Raw genomic sequence first — 16,925 nt, forward strand, 5'->3', positions numbered from 1 at the left:
TAAACATAAGAAATAATAATATTATTAAAACCACTCTATTATTAAAATTAAATAAAATATTTATTAATATCGATAGATAAAAAAATAAGAGCAACATGAAATATCATATTGCTCTTATTTTATCAAATCTATACTTTTTTATTTAATGCTCTGCATTATCCTGTTCAACAGCAAAACAGGCAATTAACTGACCATCATATTCTTTCAATGTTGGCTGTAATTGACTGCAAATACCAAATGCTCGGCGACAACGCGCCGCAAACGCACATCCTGGCGGGGGATTTAATGGACTAGGTAATTCTCCTGTCAGTTTAATTCGCTCACGACGTAATTCTGGTGTTAATCTTGGCGTTGCAGATAACAAAGCTTGCGTATAAGGATGTTGAGGGTTTTCAAAAATCTGAGCTTTCGTACCTTTTTCAACACAACGCCCTAAATACATCACTATCACTTCATCAGCAATATGTTCAACAACGGAAAGATCGTGGGAAATAAAAACATAAGAAAGTCCCATATCACGCTGAAGATCCATCATTAAATTCAACACCTGTGCACGAACAGAGACATCAAGTGCAGAGACTGGCTCATCAGCAACCACAATATCAGGCTCTAACATTAATCCTCGAGCAATAGCGATACGCTGACGTTGCCCCCCTGAAAACATATGAGGATAACGACTATAGTGCTCTGTTTTTAAACCTACTTTTGCCATCATTGATAATACTTTGTCTTTACGCTGTTGCGCAGTTAACGACGTATTGATTAACAAAGGCTCTTCTAAGATCTGTCCCACTTTTTTACGTGGATTTAGTGATCCATAAGGATTTTGAAAAACGATTTGGATCTTTTGCCGGCGCAGTTTTTCAGCTGTTTTGTCTCTAACAAGCAAATTTTGCCCAAGATAAGAAAGTTCTCCTGATGTTGGGATCTCAATCATGGTCAACAATCGCCCTAGTGTCGATTTACCACAGCCCGACTCACCCACAATAGCCAATGTTTTTCCACGTTCAAGTTCAAAAGAAACGCCATCAAGTGCTTTAACGGTTTTCTCTTTGGAAAAGATCCCTCCTTTAACGCTGTAATATTTTGCTAAATTTACCGCTTTTAATAAGGGAGTGTGTAAGTTTGAATTATTTTCAGCCATGTGTTGGTCTCCCTGTACTATCCAACGGTGTGTGACATTTCACACGATGTGTTCCTATCTCTTTCAATTCAGGCTCAAATTGATAACACTCATCATGAGCATAGGGACATCGTGGATTTAACAAACATCCTGTTGGCCTATCATAGCGCCCCGGAACAACACCAGGCAAAGACTCTAGCCGTGCTTTATTCAGCGCAAATTCAGGTAAAGCCCTTAATAAAGCTTGTGTATAAGGGTGTCTAGGCGCTTTAAAAATCTCGCTTGCAAGCCCCGCCTCAACCACTTGCCCTGCATACATCACAATAATGGTATCCGCAGCTTCTGCAACTAAGGCCAGATCATGAGTTATCAGTACCAATGCCATATTTTCTTGCTTTTGCAAATCGAGCAGAAGCTCAATAATTTGCGCTTGAATGGTAACATCGAGTGCTGTTGTAGGTTCATCTGCAATTAATAGCTTAGGACGACAGGCTATCGCCATTGCAATCATCACCCGCTGACTCATGCCTCCTGAAAGTTGATGCGGATAAACATCTAAACGAGAAGCAGGATCAGGAATACCAACTAGCGTTAATAGGTCGATGGCTCTTTGCTTACGAGTTCGGCGGCTACCCCCTTGATGCACTTTTAAGGCTTCCATAATCTGATAGCCCACAGTAAAACAAGGATTAAGGCTTGTCATGGGATCTTGAAATATCATCGCCACTTCAGCACCAACCAGATTACGCCGCTCTGACGCTGAGATTTTCATTAAATCTCGTCCATCAAATTGTAATTCTTGTGCACTCACTCGCCCGGGAAAATCAATCAATCCCATTATTGCCAATGAGCTTACTGATTTACCCGAACCTGATTCACCCACAATACCAACAACTTGCCCTTCTTCCACTTGATAGCTAATACGGTCTACCGCTCGAAACGGAGTATCTTCATCACCAAAGTGAACAGATAATTGATTTATATTTAATAGTGCCATTTTATTACCCCGTTACTGCTTCAATTTCGGATCAAGAGCATCACGTAAACCATCGCCCATCAAGTTAAAGGCCAAAACGGTAAACAAAATTGCTAATCCCGGAAACGTTACTACCCACCACGCACTTTGTGTAAATTGAAGAACATCAGATAACATTGTTCCCCATTCTGGTGTTGGTGGTTGAGCGCCCATTCCTAAAAAGCCCAGAGCCGCCATATCTAAGATGGCATTAGAAAAACCTAAAGAAGCTTGGACAATCAAAGGAGCAAGGCAGTTAGGTAATATATTAATAAACATCTGACGGATCGCCCCTGCCCCTGCCACACGAGAAGCAACAACATAATCACGATTAACTTCGATAAGCACAGCAGCTCTGGTTAATCGAACATAGTGAGGCAAAGCAACAAAAGTCAGTGCAATAGAGGCATTAACAATAGAAGGTCCAAAAATAGCAACCAATACAAGTGCAAGTAGTAAGCTCGGTAATGCCAACATAATATCAACCACTCGCATGATTGAAATATCCACAATACCACCGAAATATCCCGCCATTAATCCAAGAATAATTCCAAGAATTAATGAAAGTACGACAACAATACAGCCAACTAATAACGAGAGACGAGCGCCGTACATTAAACGAGACAAAATATCTCGTCCCACATCGTCAGTACCTAAGATAAAACTCCAGTTTCCACCGTCTTGCCAAACAGGGGGATTGAGTAAAAAATCACGAAATTGTTCATTAGGAGCATGAGGCGCTAACACGCCAGCAAGTAAAGCAATCAGCAACATAATAACAATGTAAACCAATCCAACAACAGCACCTTTATTTTGTTTAAAATAGTGCCAAAATTCTTGAAAAGGTGTCATAGGCTCCGGTGCATTGATGACCGGTATTACTTTATTTTCAGCCATTATGCATTCCTTATTTCTTATGACGGATGCGAGGATTCACGATGCCATACAGAACATCGACTAGAAGATTGACAAAAATAATCATCGTCGCAATTAATAACACGCCGCCTTGCACCACGGGGTAATCACGACGTTGAAGTGCATCAATTAACCAGCGACCTAATCCTGGCCATGAGAAAATGGTTTCAGTTAAAATCGCGCCAGCTAACATCGTTCCAACTTGTAATCCGATAACAGTCACAACGGGTAACATCGCATTACGTAAGGCATGAATAAGGATGACTCGGCCACGGCTTAATCCTTTTGCTCTAGCCGTACGAATATAATCTTCACCTAATACTTCAAGCATCGATGAACGCGTCATTCGCACAATAACCGCAAGAGGAATGGTACCTAATACTATTGCAGGTAAAATAATGTGATGGATGGCATCCCAAAAATCGCCTTCTTCCCCCCAAAATAACGTGTCAATTAGCATAAAACCCGTTAAAGGGTAGCTATCATCCAAAAAGACACTGTCATCCAATCTTCCTGATACTGGAGTGAGATCCCACTGCACAGAAACCAGCATAATAAGCATGATCCCCCACCAGAAAATTGGCATAGAGTAACCAGCTAAAGAAACGCTTATCGCAGTATGATCAAAAATAGAACCGCGTTTTACAGCAGCAAGTACGCCGACAGGAATACCCACTGAAACCGCAAATATCATGGCGCAAACACCTAATTCTAGGGTTGCTTTAAAGCGAGGTAAAAACTCATCCCAAACAGCAATTCGACTTTTTAAAGAAATACCTAAATCACCATGAAGAACACCATTTAGGTAGTTCAAATATTGTTGCCATAAAGGTTTATCTAGTCCCAATTCTGCCATTAAATAGGCGTGACGCTCAGGTGATAAACCACGCTCACCCGCCATAATCATCACCGGATCACCGGGAATAAGATGGACGAAAATAAACGTCAGTAATGTAATTCCGATAAACGTTGGGATCACAAGTCCCAAGCGTTGAAGGATAAATTGCAGCATATCCTAATTCTCTTTTTAGACATCAGCTAAAAGATAGCGCTGATAAATCAGGAGAAATTCCCCTGCGCTCACAGTGTACTGAATGTATTCATTATTATTGAATTACGGTGTCTTCTTATAATCAGCAGACACCGTACTTAAGGCAGTTCAAACGTTATGACATCTCAATTATTTAACTGAAACATTGTCGAAGTGATGCTTTCCTAATGGATCAACCACATAGTTCTCAACTTTTTTGCTGACTGGCTCATAGACTATAGAGTGAGCAATAATCAGTGCGGGAGCTTGATCATGCATGACCACTTGAGCTTGTTTATACAACTCAACGCGCTTATCGTGATCTGCCGTAATTCGTGCAGGTTGGATTAAATCTTCAAATGGCTTATAGCACCATTTTGAATAGTTAGATCCCTGCTCTTTGGCTGCACAGCTAAACAGTGTGGCAAAGAAATTATCAGGATCACCATTATCCCCCGTCCATCCCATCATTACAGCTTGGTGTTCACCCGATTTAGCACGCTTAAGGTATTCACCCCACTCATAGCTAACAATCTTGGTTTTCACACCAATTTTTTCCCAATCCGCTTGTACCATTTCAGCCATACGACGTGCATTTGGGTTATATGGACGTTGTACTGGCATTGCCCATAAATCGATAGTGAAGCCATCGGCAAGGCCCGCTTCTTTTAGTAAAGCTTTGGCTTTCTCAGGGTTATATTCATAATCTGTAATATCATCGTTATAACCCCACATAGTAGGTGGTATTAAATTCTTTGCTTTTTGTCCTGCACCTTGATAAACCGCTTCAATAATGGCGTCTTTATTTACAGCCATGCTTAATGCTTGACGAACTTTTTGATTATCGAGAGGTTTTTTCTCAACGTTAAACGAGATATAACCGACGTTTAAACCCGGTTGTTCCAGTAAATTGATATCGTTATTTTGCTTCATTTTAGCGATATCAGCAGGGTTTGGATAAGGCATCGCCTGACACTCATTTTTTTGCAGTTTTGCATAGCGAACTGAAGCATCAGGAGTAATAGAGAAAACTAAACGATCAATTTCAGGTTTTTTACCCCAATATTGGTCATTCGCTTTAAAAAGAATACGAGAATCTTTTTGATACTGTAATAGTTGGAACGGCCCAGTACCGATAGGATCTAAATCGACTTTTTCTGGTGTACCCGCTTTCAGCATATTATCTGCATATTCAGCAGAAAGAATAGAAGCAAAGTCCATTGCCATATCAGCAATAAAAGGTGCTTCTGAACGAGTGAGGACGAAACGAACAGTGTAATCATCAACCTTTTCGATCTTCTCGATCATATTGTTCATATCCATTCCAGTGAAGTACTCATAACTTCCACCTGAAACTTTATGATATGGGTGTTTAGGATCCATTTGACGCATAAAGGTATACATAACGTCATCTGCATTAAATTCGCGGCTAGGTTTGAATGTTTTACTGGTATGCCAATTTACGCCTTTGCGTAAGTGAAAGGTATATACCTTACCGTCATCACTCACATCCCAACTTTCAGCTAAGCCAGGAATAATTTCTGTGGTACCTAATTTGAATTCAACTAAACGGTTATAAAGTGGTACCGAGCTTGCATCATAGGTTGTACCAGAAGTAAATAATTGAGGGTTAAAGCCTTCGGGTGAACCTTCAGAGCAATACACCAACGTTTTTGCCTGCACGCCAGCGGAAATAGCTAATGCTAATAATCCGATAGTTGCGGTTAAAATTCCTGCCTGCTTTTTGGAGCTTTTCATCATCACTCTCCGAAATTGTTCTGTTGTGTTTTTTGGCTTCCTATTTTTTAAAACGGAATGCCTTTTTATTTTGTCATTGTTCAATTAACCAACTGAATCCCCTGCCGTCAATAAGGGGCTCTAGGGTAAAAAGAACAAGTTATAAACATAAATTAAACGAATATTGAACAATTATAGGATAATAAAGTGACTCTTCACTCACTTTGCAGTTAATAAAACCACATATTCAGAGATACTTAAGTTAAATGACTATTTTAAAAAAAACGATGATTTGTGATTAACCGCTTAAATATTGAACGAATGTTTTGAAATAAAACAAAGAACTTGGTGATTTATTCTGCTAGTCGAGTTGAATAATCACATAACCAGAAGGTAAATACCCTAATAATTGTAAGGTAAATACAAAGAGAAATAACAACAGACCCGATTAACAAATAGCTCTGCTAACAGAGCTACTTTTTTTAGTGATTAACCAATACCTATTAATGAAAAAATAGTGAAAAATAATAAGTTAAATATCATTATCAGAAGTTCCATTGCCCATTAAAATGGAATTGAGAAGAATGATTGGAGTTTTTATTTGGCATTAATAAAGGAATTCCATAAGAAAATTGATAACTCAATTTTTGAAAACTTCCTTCTAGCCCCAACGCAATACCCACTAAATATTTTTTTTCATTATGGAAAATATTTCCACGAGACTCTGAAACAGAGCCATAATCTAAGGCAGAAAAAAGGATTTGATTATTAATCGGGGTTATCCAAGACAATTTTTGTCGAAATAGAAATTGATTTGCAGCTGAATATCCTTGGTCTGGAGAAAAACCATATACACTATAAAATCCACCGATAGTGCTTTTATCTAACAAACCATCAATAGCAGATTTTGTGAGTTGTATATTAATATTTGGCTGATAAAACAGTTGTTGCGACGCAATAGAAAATGGGATCACACTATCAAGATTAAAATTAAAAATAGGTACACCATTAACGGATTTTATTGGCGAGAGACGCGCACCGTTCAAAGGAACGCTCTGTTTATAATTAAACTTGACGTGAATATTTCCGCCACGTTGAAAACGGTAATTTTGTTCAATACTTGCGGTAATATACGGACTACGACGAGTATGCACAGAAATTTCTTTATTTAAAATACGATTTTGGTATGTGTAATATTGTAACCCACCCATTAGTGTTACAGTGCGCTGTGAAGAGGGTCGAAAGAAACGCTGTATTTCAAAAGAGAGATGTTGTTGTTGAGTCGTCTGTAATTTAGTGTCTCTTTCTATAATTTTATTTTTAGATTTAATATTGTAGCCAAACAATGAAAATCGCCAATAGTGATAAGGTACTTGTAGAAAGAAAATCTGTTTACTAATTCCTTGAAGCTTCATTTTATCTATGTTGCTAGAAAGAATAATACTAGCAGAATCATTCAGTTGAAATAAATTTCCAAAACTAAATCGGGCAGTACCAAACCAATCACCATAACTTTTTTGCTCTCTATTATGGATAGCTAGTGAGCCATTAAAAGTACCCTTACCTATGTGATTAATTGAAATTACCGTTTTTTTGTTTTCTTTATTATTCTCATTTGGAGAGGCCGCTTTTAATTCAATTTTTACATCACTATTTGGTTTATCTTTCAGATTCGCGATACCTTGTTCAATATCGCGAATATTTAATACCTCGCCCACTTTCACCGGCATTGCTTGCGAGATTAAATAATGTTTTGTCGATTTGTCAGATATTACTGCATCAATCATTCCTGCTTTTAAAGTAATATCTAACAACTCTCGATCTGCGAATAAATTTACTTCACCCACTTCGCTGGTTACATATCCTGCATCATAAAGTATCGCATTTAAGATATTTATATCTTGTTCTAATAACGCTTCAAAATGGCAATATCCTTCTAATTGCTGTTTCCACTGATTCAATGCTCGCTGAATTGAATACTGATTAAATACTTTTTGATTATGTAGAATCACATTTTTAATAGGAAAGCATTGAGGAGAAGATGAGGGAAAATGAATCTCTTTAGAGAGAGGAAGCTGAGGGGAAGAACCTTTATTTTGTTGTATGTTTTCCTTTCTAAACATATCTTCTGATGGAATGGAAAACGTTGTTGGTGCAATAGCCTCATTTCCATCAGCAAAAGAAGTGCTGTGATAAACAAAAAAAATACCAGTAATTAAGATAAGTAACCCAATATGCATCCACTTTATACTCTTATGCAGGAAAATAGGGTGCTAGATATAAGGTAAATAAGAGAACATTAATTTAGGAAAAACGTCATTTTAAATTAAAGGCGAAAACGAGATGAAAAATGAATGTTTTTTAGTAGAGAGGTTTACATTTTACTGAGCTAGAAATGACAAAACCCCGCTTTAAAAGCGGGGTTTTTAATATGGTCGGCGAGAGAGGATTCGAACCTCCGACCCACTGGTCCCAAACCAGTTGCGCTACCAGGCTGCGCTACTCGCCGAAATCGAGGTGCATCTTACTGCCAGAAGCCCATGTCGTCAATACTTTTTTACTAAACCCTGACCGTTCGTATGGTTTTCAATCAAAACGATTGATTTTTAACTTTTTTATCATCATTAGCGGCCATTTTTAGCGCTATTTTAACATTTAAATTTTACTAGCTATGCTTTATATGACTTTTTTACACCAACAAGAAAAATAGAAGAAAAATGACAAAATTATTCCTTAATCTTATCGTTTCTTTTATTCAATTTTTATATAATTATTTTATGTCAAATAAGGTTGGTTGTTTAGAGAATGAAATCACTATGGTTGGGCGTTGCATTGTTGCTATTATCAACAACACTTTCAGTTCAAGCGTCAACAGCACACACATGCCGTGTTTATTTCCAAGAAGCAGATAAATTTCTTGCGTATATTTCTACTCGTGATGATTTAAAGCATAACATGCCAGAAATTAGCAGTAACTTTGAACAAAATAAAAAGCAGATAAGTGCTGCTTCATTAACAAAGCAAAAAGAGATATGTGAAAAAGGAATGCAGGAATTAAAAAGTCTCAATGAAATGTTTGGACCGAAAGAAATCATCTCTAAAAAATAACAAATAATGGCTAACTTTAATTCTTTATTTTTTAGCCATTATTTTGCGATTAATTCTTATTTTCATGAGTAACATTATTTGAATTAGTGCTATCGAGTTTTTTGATACGTTCTTTTGGTGAGTTATCACTCTTATCATCAGATATTGTGTAATAATCATAAGGTAACAATAACGTATCTAATATTGCACTAAATGGGAAATCAAGAATAACTAATGGCTTTATTGCCCAGCCTGTTTCCTCATCAGAAAGCATACTTACGTTGTTTTTAGTGCCAGAATAAAGATCTTTATTAGGCCCAGCATGGGTCATGACACTAGAACAGCCCGTAAGCGATGTCATAAAAAGGGTTATTAAGGTTAATTTTTTAGTCGTTCTGTATATCATAAGGCACCTATAAAATGACAATAAAGGAATCAACTCCCTTTAACATATAGTTAAACCTGTTTTCTCCTATAGAACAAGAGAAAGATGATGTAAAAGATCTTATTTTAATAAAATTTAGATTCATTAATTATCACACTATGTAAATTAATTTTAGTTAATAACGGCACAGTAATATAATTTATTATTATGTTTCACTAATATTAAATTTCAACCCTATTTATTTTAAATACATGTTTAACCTATTTATTTATCTTTCTTATTTTTTTGATCTGCTTATATGCTGAATTTGTGCGATAAGACACAGTGGTTTTCTTATATTTTTGCCAAAATAAGTTTATCTCTTTTTAGTTATTATCATAACGTTTCTTTTCCTTATTTATGTTAATTAAAACAGGATGTACTTTTTATGAGTGATATTGCATTAACGATGGTAATGTTGTCATTGGCAGGCGCTCTAGGACTGTGGATTGGTAATATCAAAATCTACCGAGTTAGTTTAGGAATAGGCGGTGTATTATTTGGCGGTATTATTATCGGCCACATTGCTCAACGTTATGACCTATTACTTAATGCTCAAATGCTACATTTTATTCAAGAGTTTGGGCTTATTTTGTTTGTTTATACTATCGGGATCCAAGTTGGCCCTGGATTTTTTTCCTCTTTACGTGTGTCTGGTTTAAAACTAAATGCATTTGCTATCTTAATTATTCTACTTGGTTCAATCATTACCGCCTCTATTTACCGCCTATTTGATGTCCCTTTGCCTATTATTTTGGGTATTTTCTCTGGGGCTGTCACTAACACTCCTTCATTGGGTGCTGGTCAGCAGATACTCACCGACCTTCATGTTGATCCCTCTACAATAGGGCAAATGGGAATGGGCTATGCAATGGCATACCCAATGGGGATTTGCGGCATTCTATTAATAATGTGGTTAATTCGTGTCTTTTTTAAAGTTAATATTGAACAAGAGGCAAAAGTATTTAGTAGCTTGCAACATAGTGCTAAAGATGCGCTACACACCATTAATATTGCAATAAAAAATCCCAATTTAGATGGATTGTTAATGCAAGATATTCCTTTACTTAATGAGGATGCCATTGTTTGCTCTCGTTTAAAACGAGGTGACAATATAATGGTACCAATGCCTTCAACTATCATACAGTTGGGTGATTTACTTCATATCGTGGGTTCAAAAGAAGATCTAAATAAAGTACGCCTTGTATTAGGTGAAGAGGTTGATGCCTCTCTCTCAACATCGACAAACTTATTACAATCCGTTCGAATCGTTGTTACCAATGATTCTGTATTAAGTAAGCGCTTAAAAGATCTTGATCTAAAAAGAAAATATGATGTGGTTGTCACTCGACTCAATCGTGCAGGTATTGATCTTATTCCTAGTAATAACAGCACATTACAGTTCGGTGATATTCTTAATATTGTTGGTCGTCCTGAATCCATAGAGGCAATCACCGTATTATTAGGTAATGCACGCCAAAAATTAGAGCAAGTGCAAATGCTTCCGGTATTTATTGGTATTGGTTTAGGGGTTTTACTTGGGTCAATTCCAATTTTTATTCCCGGTATTCCTGTCGCACTTAAATTAGGATTGGCGGGTGGTCCTCTTGTTGTAGCTTTAATTTTGGGGCGCATTGGTACATTTGGAAAACTTTATTGGTTTATGCCACCTAGTGCAAATCTCGCATTGCGAGAATTAGGTATTGTCATGTTTCTGGCCGTGGTAGGGCTAAATTCTGGTGGGGATTTTATTGATACTCTTGTTTATGGGCAAGGGCTAAGCTGGGTAGGATACGGTATTTTAATCACTTTACTGCCTTTGCTGATTGTTGGTGTAATAGCGCGGGTTTTCTTTAAACTAAACTATCTTAGCCTTTGTGGCATGTTAGCCGGTTCAATGACAGATCCACCCGCTCTTGCTTTTGCTAATTCAATTCATAGCTCCAGTGGTGCTGCGGCTCTGTCTTATGCCACTGTTTATCCATTAGCCATGTTTTTACGAATTATCACGCCACAATTAATGGCGATAATAATTTGGACTTTGTAGCAAAAAGAATAAATATATTAACGAGTTGCATTGAATATGTTATCAAAATCACTATTTCACTTAGCAGTGGGATAATTAAGGCACCGAATGGCGCTTATTTAAGCCATAGATTTTATCAATATCTGTTTTAATACTTCCTGTGCTAAGAAATTTAGATTGAGACGGATTGCTAACTTTAGTAATCAATTTCTTTCCGTCAAACTTATGCTCAAAAGTCCTCGTTATTGTCTTTGCCCCTTCTTCTCGCTGAAGGGGCATTTTTATTTTTTATTAAATATTCACTGGCTGATAAGCGTTTTCGATTTCTTCAGCCAGAATTTTTATTCCCTTCTCAATTAATTCTGGTTCAGGCACATAATTCATACGCATGCATTGGTGAGCATGTTCCCAAGAATCTTCTAGTCCTGGAAAGAAATAATGCCCCGGAACCATTAAAATACCGCGTTTTTTCAGTCTGTTATAAAGTTCTTCGCAGGAAATGGGAAGGTCTTTAAACCATAACCAAAGGAAAATTGCCCCTTCAGGTTTGTGAATAAGGCAACGATCCTCAGGTAAGTATCGGCGGATAATATCAATTGTTTCCAGAACTCGCTGATGGTAAAAAGGGCCAATCACTTCTTGTGACAAACGAATTAAATCATCTCGTTTAAGCATTTCTAATGCCATCGCAGGCCCAATACCACCAGGTGCTAAACTAATAATACCGTTGATATTTGTTACTGCTGAAATTATCTCCTCATTCGCAATAATAATGCCACAACGCGTTCCTGGTAAGCCAAGCTTCGATAAGCTCATGCATAAAATAGTATTATCATTCCAATGTGGAGTTGCTTGCGTAAAGATAATTCCTGGGAAAGGAACACCATAAGCATTATCAATAATTAGAGGAATATTATGTTGTTTCGCTAATTCATCTAACTTTTTAACTTCATCATCAGTAATAACATTACCCGTAGGATTCGTTGGTCTTGATACACAAATGGCGCCAATATCATCACCAATCTCTAGATGAGCAAAATCGACATGATATTTAAATTGCCCATTAGGCAGCATTTCAATAGTAGGTTTATTCGCGATAAAGAGATCTTCATCTAAACCTGAATCGGTATAACCAATATATTCAGGTGCGATAGGAAAAAGAATTTTGCGTTTTTTCCCTTCTTTTGTAGTTCCACCTAATAAATTAAATAAATAAAAGAAAGCACATTGGCTGCCATTAGTCAGCGCAATATTTTTTGCCGAAATATTCCAACCTAATTTTTCTTTTAAACTTGCAGCCAATGCTTGCAGCATGGCATCTTTACCTTGAGGGCCATCGTAATTACACAGCGCATCACTTAAGGTGCCATTTTCTGTCATTTCTTTGAGTAATTGACGAAAATAATTATCCATTTCAGGAATATGAGCCGGATTTCCTCCCCCTAACATCACAGCGCCCGGGGTACGGATCCCATCATTTAAATCTTGCATTAAGCGAGCAATGCCTGAATGTCGGGCGAACTTCTGCCCAAATTGTGATAGTTGAGTCATCTTTGCAGGTTTCTTCTATGTTGCTTTTTGTTAGATAAACACCATACCGCGAGGATTACGCTGCATCAATAGTTAAAGTTGGGATAATTGAACAGCAATATCAACACGAAGGTAAATATTGAAATAGAAAACCATCAATAATCTAAACTATAGATAACTCAGCTAAATTATTACTTCTTATTCACTATATTCTCTGGTGATAGTCGACAAAAACAAGAAAGAATATGGTCATTTACCAGACCTACGGCTTGCATAAAAGCATAGCAAGTTGTGGTACCAACAAATTTAAATCCTTTTTTCTTTAACACTTTCGCCATTTTATCTGATACTTCGGTTGAAGCAGGGACTTGTGAAATATCATTCCATTGATTCACTATCGGTTGGCCTTCAACAAATTGCCAAATAAATTCGCTGAAATCTTCGCCTTGCTCTTCCATAGCTAGAAAAATACGGGCGTTATTGATGATGGCGTTAATTTTACCGCGATGGCGAATAATAGAAGGATCTTGTAATAGTGCTTCGACATCTTTTTCTGTCATCGCAGCAATTTTGTTTGGTGAAAAATCAAAAAAACAGCGACGATATCCCTCACGCTTCTTCAAAACGGTATACCAAGATAATCCTGCTTGTTGCCCTTCAAGGCAGAGCATCTCAAATAATTTATTTTTGTTTTTTTCTGGCACACCCCATTCATTGTCATGATAAGCAAGATATTCAGGATCACTCGTTACCCAATCACAGCGCGATTTACTCATTTTTTATTCCTTGTTTTAAATAACTATTAATATCACCATTTTATATACTGTATATATATACATGTAAATAAGTGAATAAAAAATCAATTTAATTATTTGAGCATAGTCATGAATAAGATTAAGGTATTATTTTTTTAATCGAAGAAAAATTGCCAGCATTCCTTGCTGTATATCTTTCGTCTAGAAGGTATACTGAAACCTTTCTTTTTATTCTAAGTATCGCCATGCGGATATAACATGCAAAAGTTTGATACCAAAACCTTTCAGGGGCTTATCCTGACACTACAGGATTACTGGGCTCGTCAAGGCTGTACCATTGTCCAACCATTAGATATGGAAGTTGGTGCAGGTACGTCACACCCAATGACCTGTTTACGAGCATTAGGTCCTGAACCTATTGCTGCGGCTTATGTACAACCTTCACGCCGTCCGACTGATGGACGTTACGGTGAAAACCCTAACCGTTTACAGCACTATTACCAATTCCAAGTTATCATTAAACCTTCTCCAGATAATATCCAGGAGCTCTATCTTGGTTCATTAAGAGAACTCGGTTTAGACCCAACTATTCACGATATTCGTTTTGTTGAAGATAACTGGGAAAACCCAACACTGGGTGCTTGGGGTTTAGGCTGGGAAGTTTGGCTCAACGGCATGGAAGTCACTCAGTTTACCTATTTCCAACAAGTCGGTGGATTAGAATGTAAACCAGTGACTGGCGAAATTACTTACGGTTTAGAACGCCTTGCGATGTATATTCAAGGTGTAGATAGTGTTTATGACTTAGTTTGGTGCGATGGCCTATTAGGCAAAACCACTTATGGTGATATTTATCATCAAAATGAAGTTGAGCAATCTACTTATAACTTTGAATATGCTGATGTGGATTTCTTATTCTCTTGCTTTGAGCAATATGAAAAAGAAGCTCGCGAGTTGTTAGCGTTAGAAAAACCTCTGCCTTTACCTGCTTACGAACGAATTTTAAAAGCAGGACACACCTTTAACTTATTGGATGCACGTAAAGCTATCTCTGTGACAGAGCGTCAGCGCTATATTTTACGTATCCGTACTTTAACCAAAGCGGTTGCTGAGGCTTATTATGCCTCTCGTGAAGCGCTTGGTTTCCCTATGTGTAAAAAGGACTAAGAGGCTATCATGACAACTGAGACTTTCCTTGTGGAAATCGGCACAGAAGAGTTACCGCCGAAAGCGCTTCGTTCTTTAGCCGAATCTTTTGCTGCCAACTTTACGACTGAATTAGATAACGCCAACGTTGCTCATGGTGATGTCACTTGGTTTGCAGCGCCTCGCCGTTTAGCTATCAAAGTGGCTAACCTTGCTAAATCGCAAGCAGATAGAATCGTTGAAAAACGCGGTCCTGCTATTTCACAAGCTTTTGATGCTGAGGGTAAAGCAACAAAAGCCGCTGAAGGTTGGGCAAGAGGTAATGGCATCACTGTTGATCAAGCTGAACGCTTATCAACAGACAAAGGCGAATGGCTATTTTATCGCGCGGAAGTAAAAGGCGAAGCTGTTAATAATTTGCTTATTGGCATGGTAAGCAACTCATTATCTAAACTGCCAATTCCAAAACTAATGCGCTGGGGCGATAAGGACACTCACTTTGTCCGCCCAGTTCATACTGTTACCTTATTATTAGGTGATACCGTTATTGATGGCGAAATTTTAGGCATCCAAAGTGACCGTATTATTCGTGGTCACCGCTTTATGGGTGAAGCAGAATTTACTATTGATAACGCTGATCAATATCCTGAAATTCTGTATGAGCGCGGAAAAGTAATTGCTGATTACGAAACACGTAAATCAATCATTTTGCATGATGCTCGTCTTGCCGCAGAAAAATTAGGCGGCATTGCCGATTTAAGCGATAGCTTAGTCGAAGAAGTGACTTCTTTGGTTGAATGGCCAGTGGTGTTAACAGCAAAATTTGAGGAAAAATTCCTCGAAGTGCCTGCTGAAGCACTCGTTTATACCATGAAAGGCGACCAAAAGTACTTCCCTGTTTACGATAAACAAGGCGCGCTGTTACCTAACTTTATTTTTGTTACTAACATTGAGTCTTCTGATCCACAACAGATTATCAGCGGTAACGAAAAAGTAGTACGCCCTCGTTTGGCTGATGCGGAATTCTTCTTTAAAACTGACCGTAAACAACGTTTAGAAGATAACTTGCCACGCCTTGAAACTGTTCTATTCCAAAAAGATTTAGGCACATTACGTGATAAAACAGATCGTATTCAAGCATTAGCTGGCTTTATTGCCGGTAAAATGGGGGCTGATGTTAATAAAGCCACCCGTGCGGGTTTACTATCAAAATGTGACTTAATGACCAATATGGTTTTCGAATTCACTGATACCCAAGGTGTTATGGGTATGCATTATGCGCGTCATGATGGTGAAGCAGAAGAAGTGGCCGTCGCACTAAAAGAACAGTATCAACCACGTTTTGCTGGTGATGAGCTACCATCAAACCCTGTCGCAAGTGCACTGGCTATTGCGGAAAAGATGGACACTCTTGCTGGTATCTTCGGTATTGGTCAACATCCTAAAGGGGATAAAGACCCATTCGCTCTGCGTCGCGCATCATTAGGTGTATTACGCATTATCGTCGAGCAAGATTTACCGTTAGATATTGAAGAGTTAACACAAGAAGCTGCTCGTCTTTATGGTGATAAGCTGACGAACAAAAATGTTGTCAGTGATGTGGTTGAGTTTATGTTAGGCCGTTTCCGTTCTTGGTATCAAGAACTGGGTTACAGCATTGATACTATTCAAGCTGTACTTGCTCGCCGCCCAACACAACCAGCAGACTTTAATGCGCGCGTAAAAGCGGTAACTTACTTCCGTTCTTTAGAAGAAGCATCGGCGCTTGCAGAAGCAAATAAACGTGTTTCTAATATTTTAGCGAAATCAGCTAACGTTAAATTAAACGATAAAGTATTAGCATCCGTATTAAAAGCACCAGAAGAAGTTCAATTAGCGGCTAATCTTGCTGTATTACAAGATAAATTAGCGCCGTTATTTGCAGAACGTAAATATCAAGAAGCATTAGTTGAATTAGCTTCTTTACGTGATGTTGTGAATAACTTCTTTGATAAAGTTATGGTAATGGATGAAGACGAAGCCATTCGTATTAACCGTTTAACCATGCTAAGTCAGTTACGTGAGTTATTCTTAAAAGTCGCTGATATTTCCGTTTTACAATAATCTGTAAAACTTAATTAAGCGTAAACCGGCATTG

The 16,925-nt window shown here is 37.8% G+C and carries 13 protein-coding genes and 1 tRNA gene; 4 read left to right on the forward strand and 10 right to left on the reverse strand.

Annotation, left to right across the window (positions count from 1 at the left end; all coding sequences use genetic code 11):
• Positions 1-142: 142 nt before the first annotated feature.
• From dppF to M997_RS00415, 7 genes are all read right to left on the reverse strand, one after another.
• Positions 143-1,144, reverse strand: coding sequence for a dipeptide ABC transporter ATP-binding subunit DppF (gene dppF / locus M997_RS00385; protein WP_064718146.1), 1,002 nt, complete (start codon positions 1,142-1,144; stop codon positions 143-145).
• Positions 1,137-2,120 carry a dipeptide ABC transporter ATP-binding protein gene (dppD, locus tag M997_RS00390; RefSeq protein WP_064718147.1) on the reverse strand — a complete coding sequence of 328 codons (984 nt, stop codon included), beginning with the start codon at positions 2,118-2,120 and terminating at the stop codon, positions 1,137-1,139. The genes dppF and dppD overlap by 8 nt, the downstream gene beginning before the upstream one ends.
• 12 nt (positions 2,121-2,132) lie before the next feature.
• A complete protein-coding gene (dppC, locus tag M997_RS00395) occupies positions 2,133-3,035 on the reverse strand; it encodes a dipeptide ABC transporter permease DppC (RefSeq protein ID WP_064718148.1) in 903 nt (300 codons plus the stop codon).
• A 10-nt stretch (positions 3,036-3,045) separates the two neighbouring features.
• The gene (dppB, locus tag M997_RS00400; protein ID WP_064718149.1) at positions 3,046-4,065 is read right to left on the reverse strand and encodes a dipeptide ABC transporter permease DppB; all 1,020 of its coding nucleotides are present in this window, start codon (positions 4,063-4,065) and stop codon (positions 3,046-3,048) included.
• Positions 4,066-4,233: 168 nt separating this feature from the next.
• A complete protein-coding gene (gene dppA, locus M997_RS00405) occupies positions 4,234-5,841 on the reverse strand; it encodes a dipeptide ABC transporter periplasmic-binding protein DppA (protein WP_064718150.1) in 1,608 nt (535 codons plus the stop codon).
• A gap of 524 nt (positions 5,842-6,365) precedes the next feature.
• The gene (locus tag M997_RS00410) at positions 6,366-8,060 is read right to left on the reverse strand and encodes a ShlB/FhaC/HecB family hemolysin secretion/activation protein (RefSeq protein ID WP_064718151.1); all 1,695 of its coding nucleotides are present in this window, start codon (positions 8,058-8,060) and stop codon (positions 6,366-6,368) included.
• A gap of 192 nt (positions 8,061-8,252) precedes the next feature.
• Positions 8,253-8,329, reverse strand: a tRNA-Pro gene (locus M997_RS00415).
• A gap of 296 nt (positions 8,330-8,625) precedes the next feature.
• On the opposite strand from M997_RS00415, the gene M997_RS00420 reads away from it, so the two are divergent.
• Complete coding sequence (locus M997_RS00420) at positions 8,626-8,928, forward strand: DUF5339 family protein (protein ID WP_064718152.1); 303 nt, start codon at positions 8,626-8,628, stop codon at positions 8,926-8,928.
• Between the two features lie 49 nt (positions 8,929-8,977).
• On the opposite strand, the gene M997_RS00425 is transcribed toward M997_RS00420, so the two are convergent.
• Positions 8,978-9,313 (reverse strand): YceK/YidQ family lipoprotein, encoded by a 336-nt coding sequence (locus M997_RS00425; RefSeq protein ID WP_064718153.1) that lies wholly within the window; start codon positions 9,311-9,313, stop codon positions 8,978-8,980.
• A gap of 406 nt (positions 9,314-9,719) precedes the next feature.
• Here M997_RS00425 and M997_RS00430 point away from each other — a divergent pair, with 406 nt between their 5' ends.
• Positions 9,720-11,378, forward strand: coding sequence for a putative transporter (locus tag M997_RS00430; RefSeq protein WP_064718154.1), 1,659 nt, complete (start codon positions 9,720-9,722; stop codon positions 11,376-11,378).
• A gap of 270 nt (positions 11,379-11,648) precedes the next feature.
• Here M997_RS00430 and M997_RS00435 read toward each other — a convergent pair whose 3' ends face one another.
• Both M997_RS00435 and M997_RS00440 read right to left on the reverse strand, forming a co-directional pair.
• Entirely contained in the window at positions 11,649-12,908 is a 1,260-nt protein-coding gene (locus tag M997_RS00435) for a valine--pyruvate transaminase (RefSeq protein ID WP_064718155.1), read from the reverse strand.
• A 170-nt stretch (positions 12,909-13,078) separates the two neighbouring features.
• The gene (locus M997_RS00440; RefSeq protein WP_064718156.1) at positions 13,079-13,663 is read right to left on the reverse strand and encodes a DNA-3-methyladenine glycosylase I; all 585 of its coding nucleotides are present in this window, start codon (positions 13,661-13,663) and stop codon (positions 13,079-13,081) included.
• A gap of 237 nt (positions 13,664-13,900) precedes the next feature.
• On the opposite strand from M997_RS00440, the gene glyQ reads away from it, so the two are divergent.
• Both glyQ and glyS read left to right on the forward strand, forming a co-directional pair.
• Positions 13,901-14,809, forward strand: coding sequence for a glycine--tRNA ligase subunit alpha (glyQ, locus tag M997_RS00445; RefSeq protein ID WP_064718157.1), 909 nt, complete (start codon positions 13,901-13,903; stop codon positions 14,807-14,809).
• Positions 14,810-14,818: 9 nt separating this feature from the next.
• Positions 14,819-16,891 carry a glycine--tRNA ligase subunit beta gene (glyS, locus tag M997_RS00450; protein ID WP_064718158.1) on the forward strand — a complete coding sequence of 691 codons (2,073 nt, stop codon included), beginning with the start codon at positions 14,819-14,821 and terminating at the stop codon, positions 16,889-16,891.
• The last annotated feature ends 34 nt before the right edge of the window (positions 16,892-16,925 follow it).

It is taken from the genome of Proteus hauseri ATCC 700826 (genome assembly GCF_001654965.1).
GTDB classification, from domain to species: domain Bacteria; phylum Pseudomonadota; class Gammaproteobacteria; order Enterobacterales; family Enterobacteriaceae; genus Proteus; species Proteus hauseri.

Coding starts and splice junctions, on each gene's coding strand:
- M997_RS00420 (WP_064718152.1), top strand. CDS start 8,626: ATGAAATCACTATGGTTGGGCGTTGCATTGTTGCTATTATCAACAACA.
- dppF (WP_064718146.1), bottom strand. CDS start 1,144: ATGGCTGAAAATAATTCAAACTTACACACTCCCTTATTAAAAGCGGTA.
- M997_RS00435 (WP_064718155.1), bottom strand. CDS start 12,908: ATGACTCAACTATCACAATTTGGGCAGAAGTTCGCCCGACATTCAGGC.
- glyQ (WP_064718157.1), top strand. CDS start 13,901: ATGCAAAAGTTTGATACCAAAACCTTTCAGGGGCTTATCCTGACACTA.
- dppA (WP_064718150.1), bottom strand. CDS start 5,841: ATGAAAAGCTCCAAAAAGCAGGCAGGAATTTTAACCGCAACTATCGGA.
- M997_RS00410 (WP_064718151.1), bottom strand. CDS start 8,060: ATGCATATTGGGTTACTTATCTTAATTACTGGTATTTTTTTTGTTTAT.
- glyS (WP_064718158.1), top strand. CDS start 14,819: ATGACAACTGAGACTTTCCTTGTGGAAATCGGCACAGAAGAGTTACCG.
- dppD (WP_064718147.1), bottom strand. CDS start 2,120: ATGGCACTATTAAATATAAATCAATTATCTGTTCACTTTGGTGATGAA.
- dppC (WP_064718148.1), bottom strand. CDS start 3,035: ATGGCTGAAAATAAAGTAATACCGGTCATCAATGCACCGGAGCCTATG.
- M997_RS00430 (WP_064718154.1), top strand. CDS start 9,720: ATGAGTGATATTGCATTAACGATGGTAATGTTGTCATTGGCAGGCGCT.
- M997_RS00425 (WP_064718153.1), bottom strand. CDS start 9,313: ATGATATACAGAACGACTAAAAAATTAACCTTAATAACCCTTTTTATG.
- dppB (WP_064718149.1), bottom strand. CDS start 4,065: ATGCTGCAATTTATCCTTCAACGCTTGGGACTTGTGATCCCAACGTTT.
- M997_RS00440 (WP_064718156.1), bottom strand. CDS start 13,663: ATGAGTAAATCGCGCTGTGATTGGGTAACGAGTGATCCTGAATATCTT.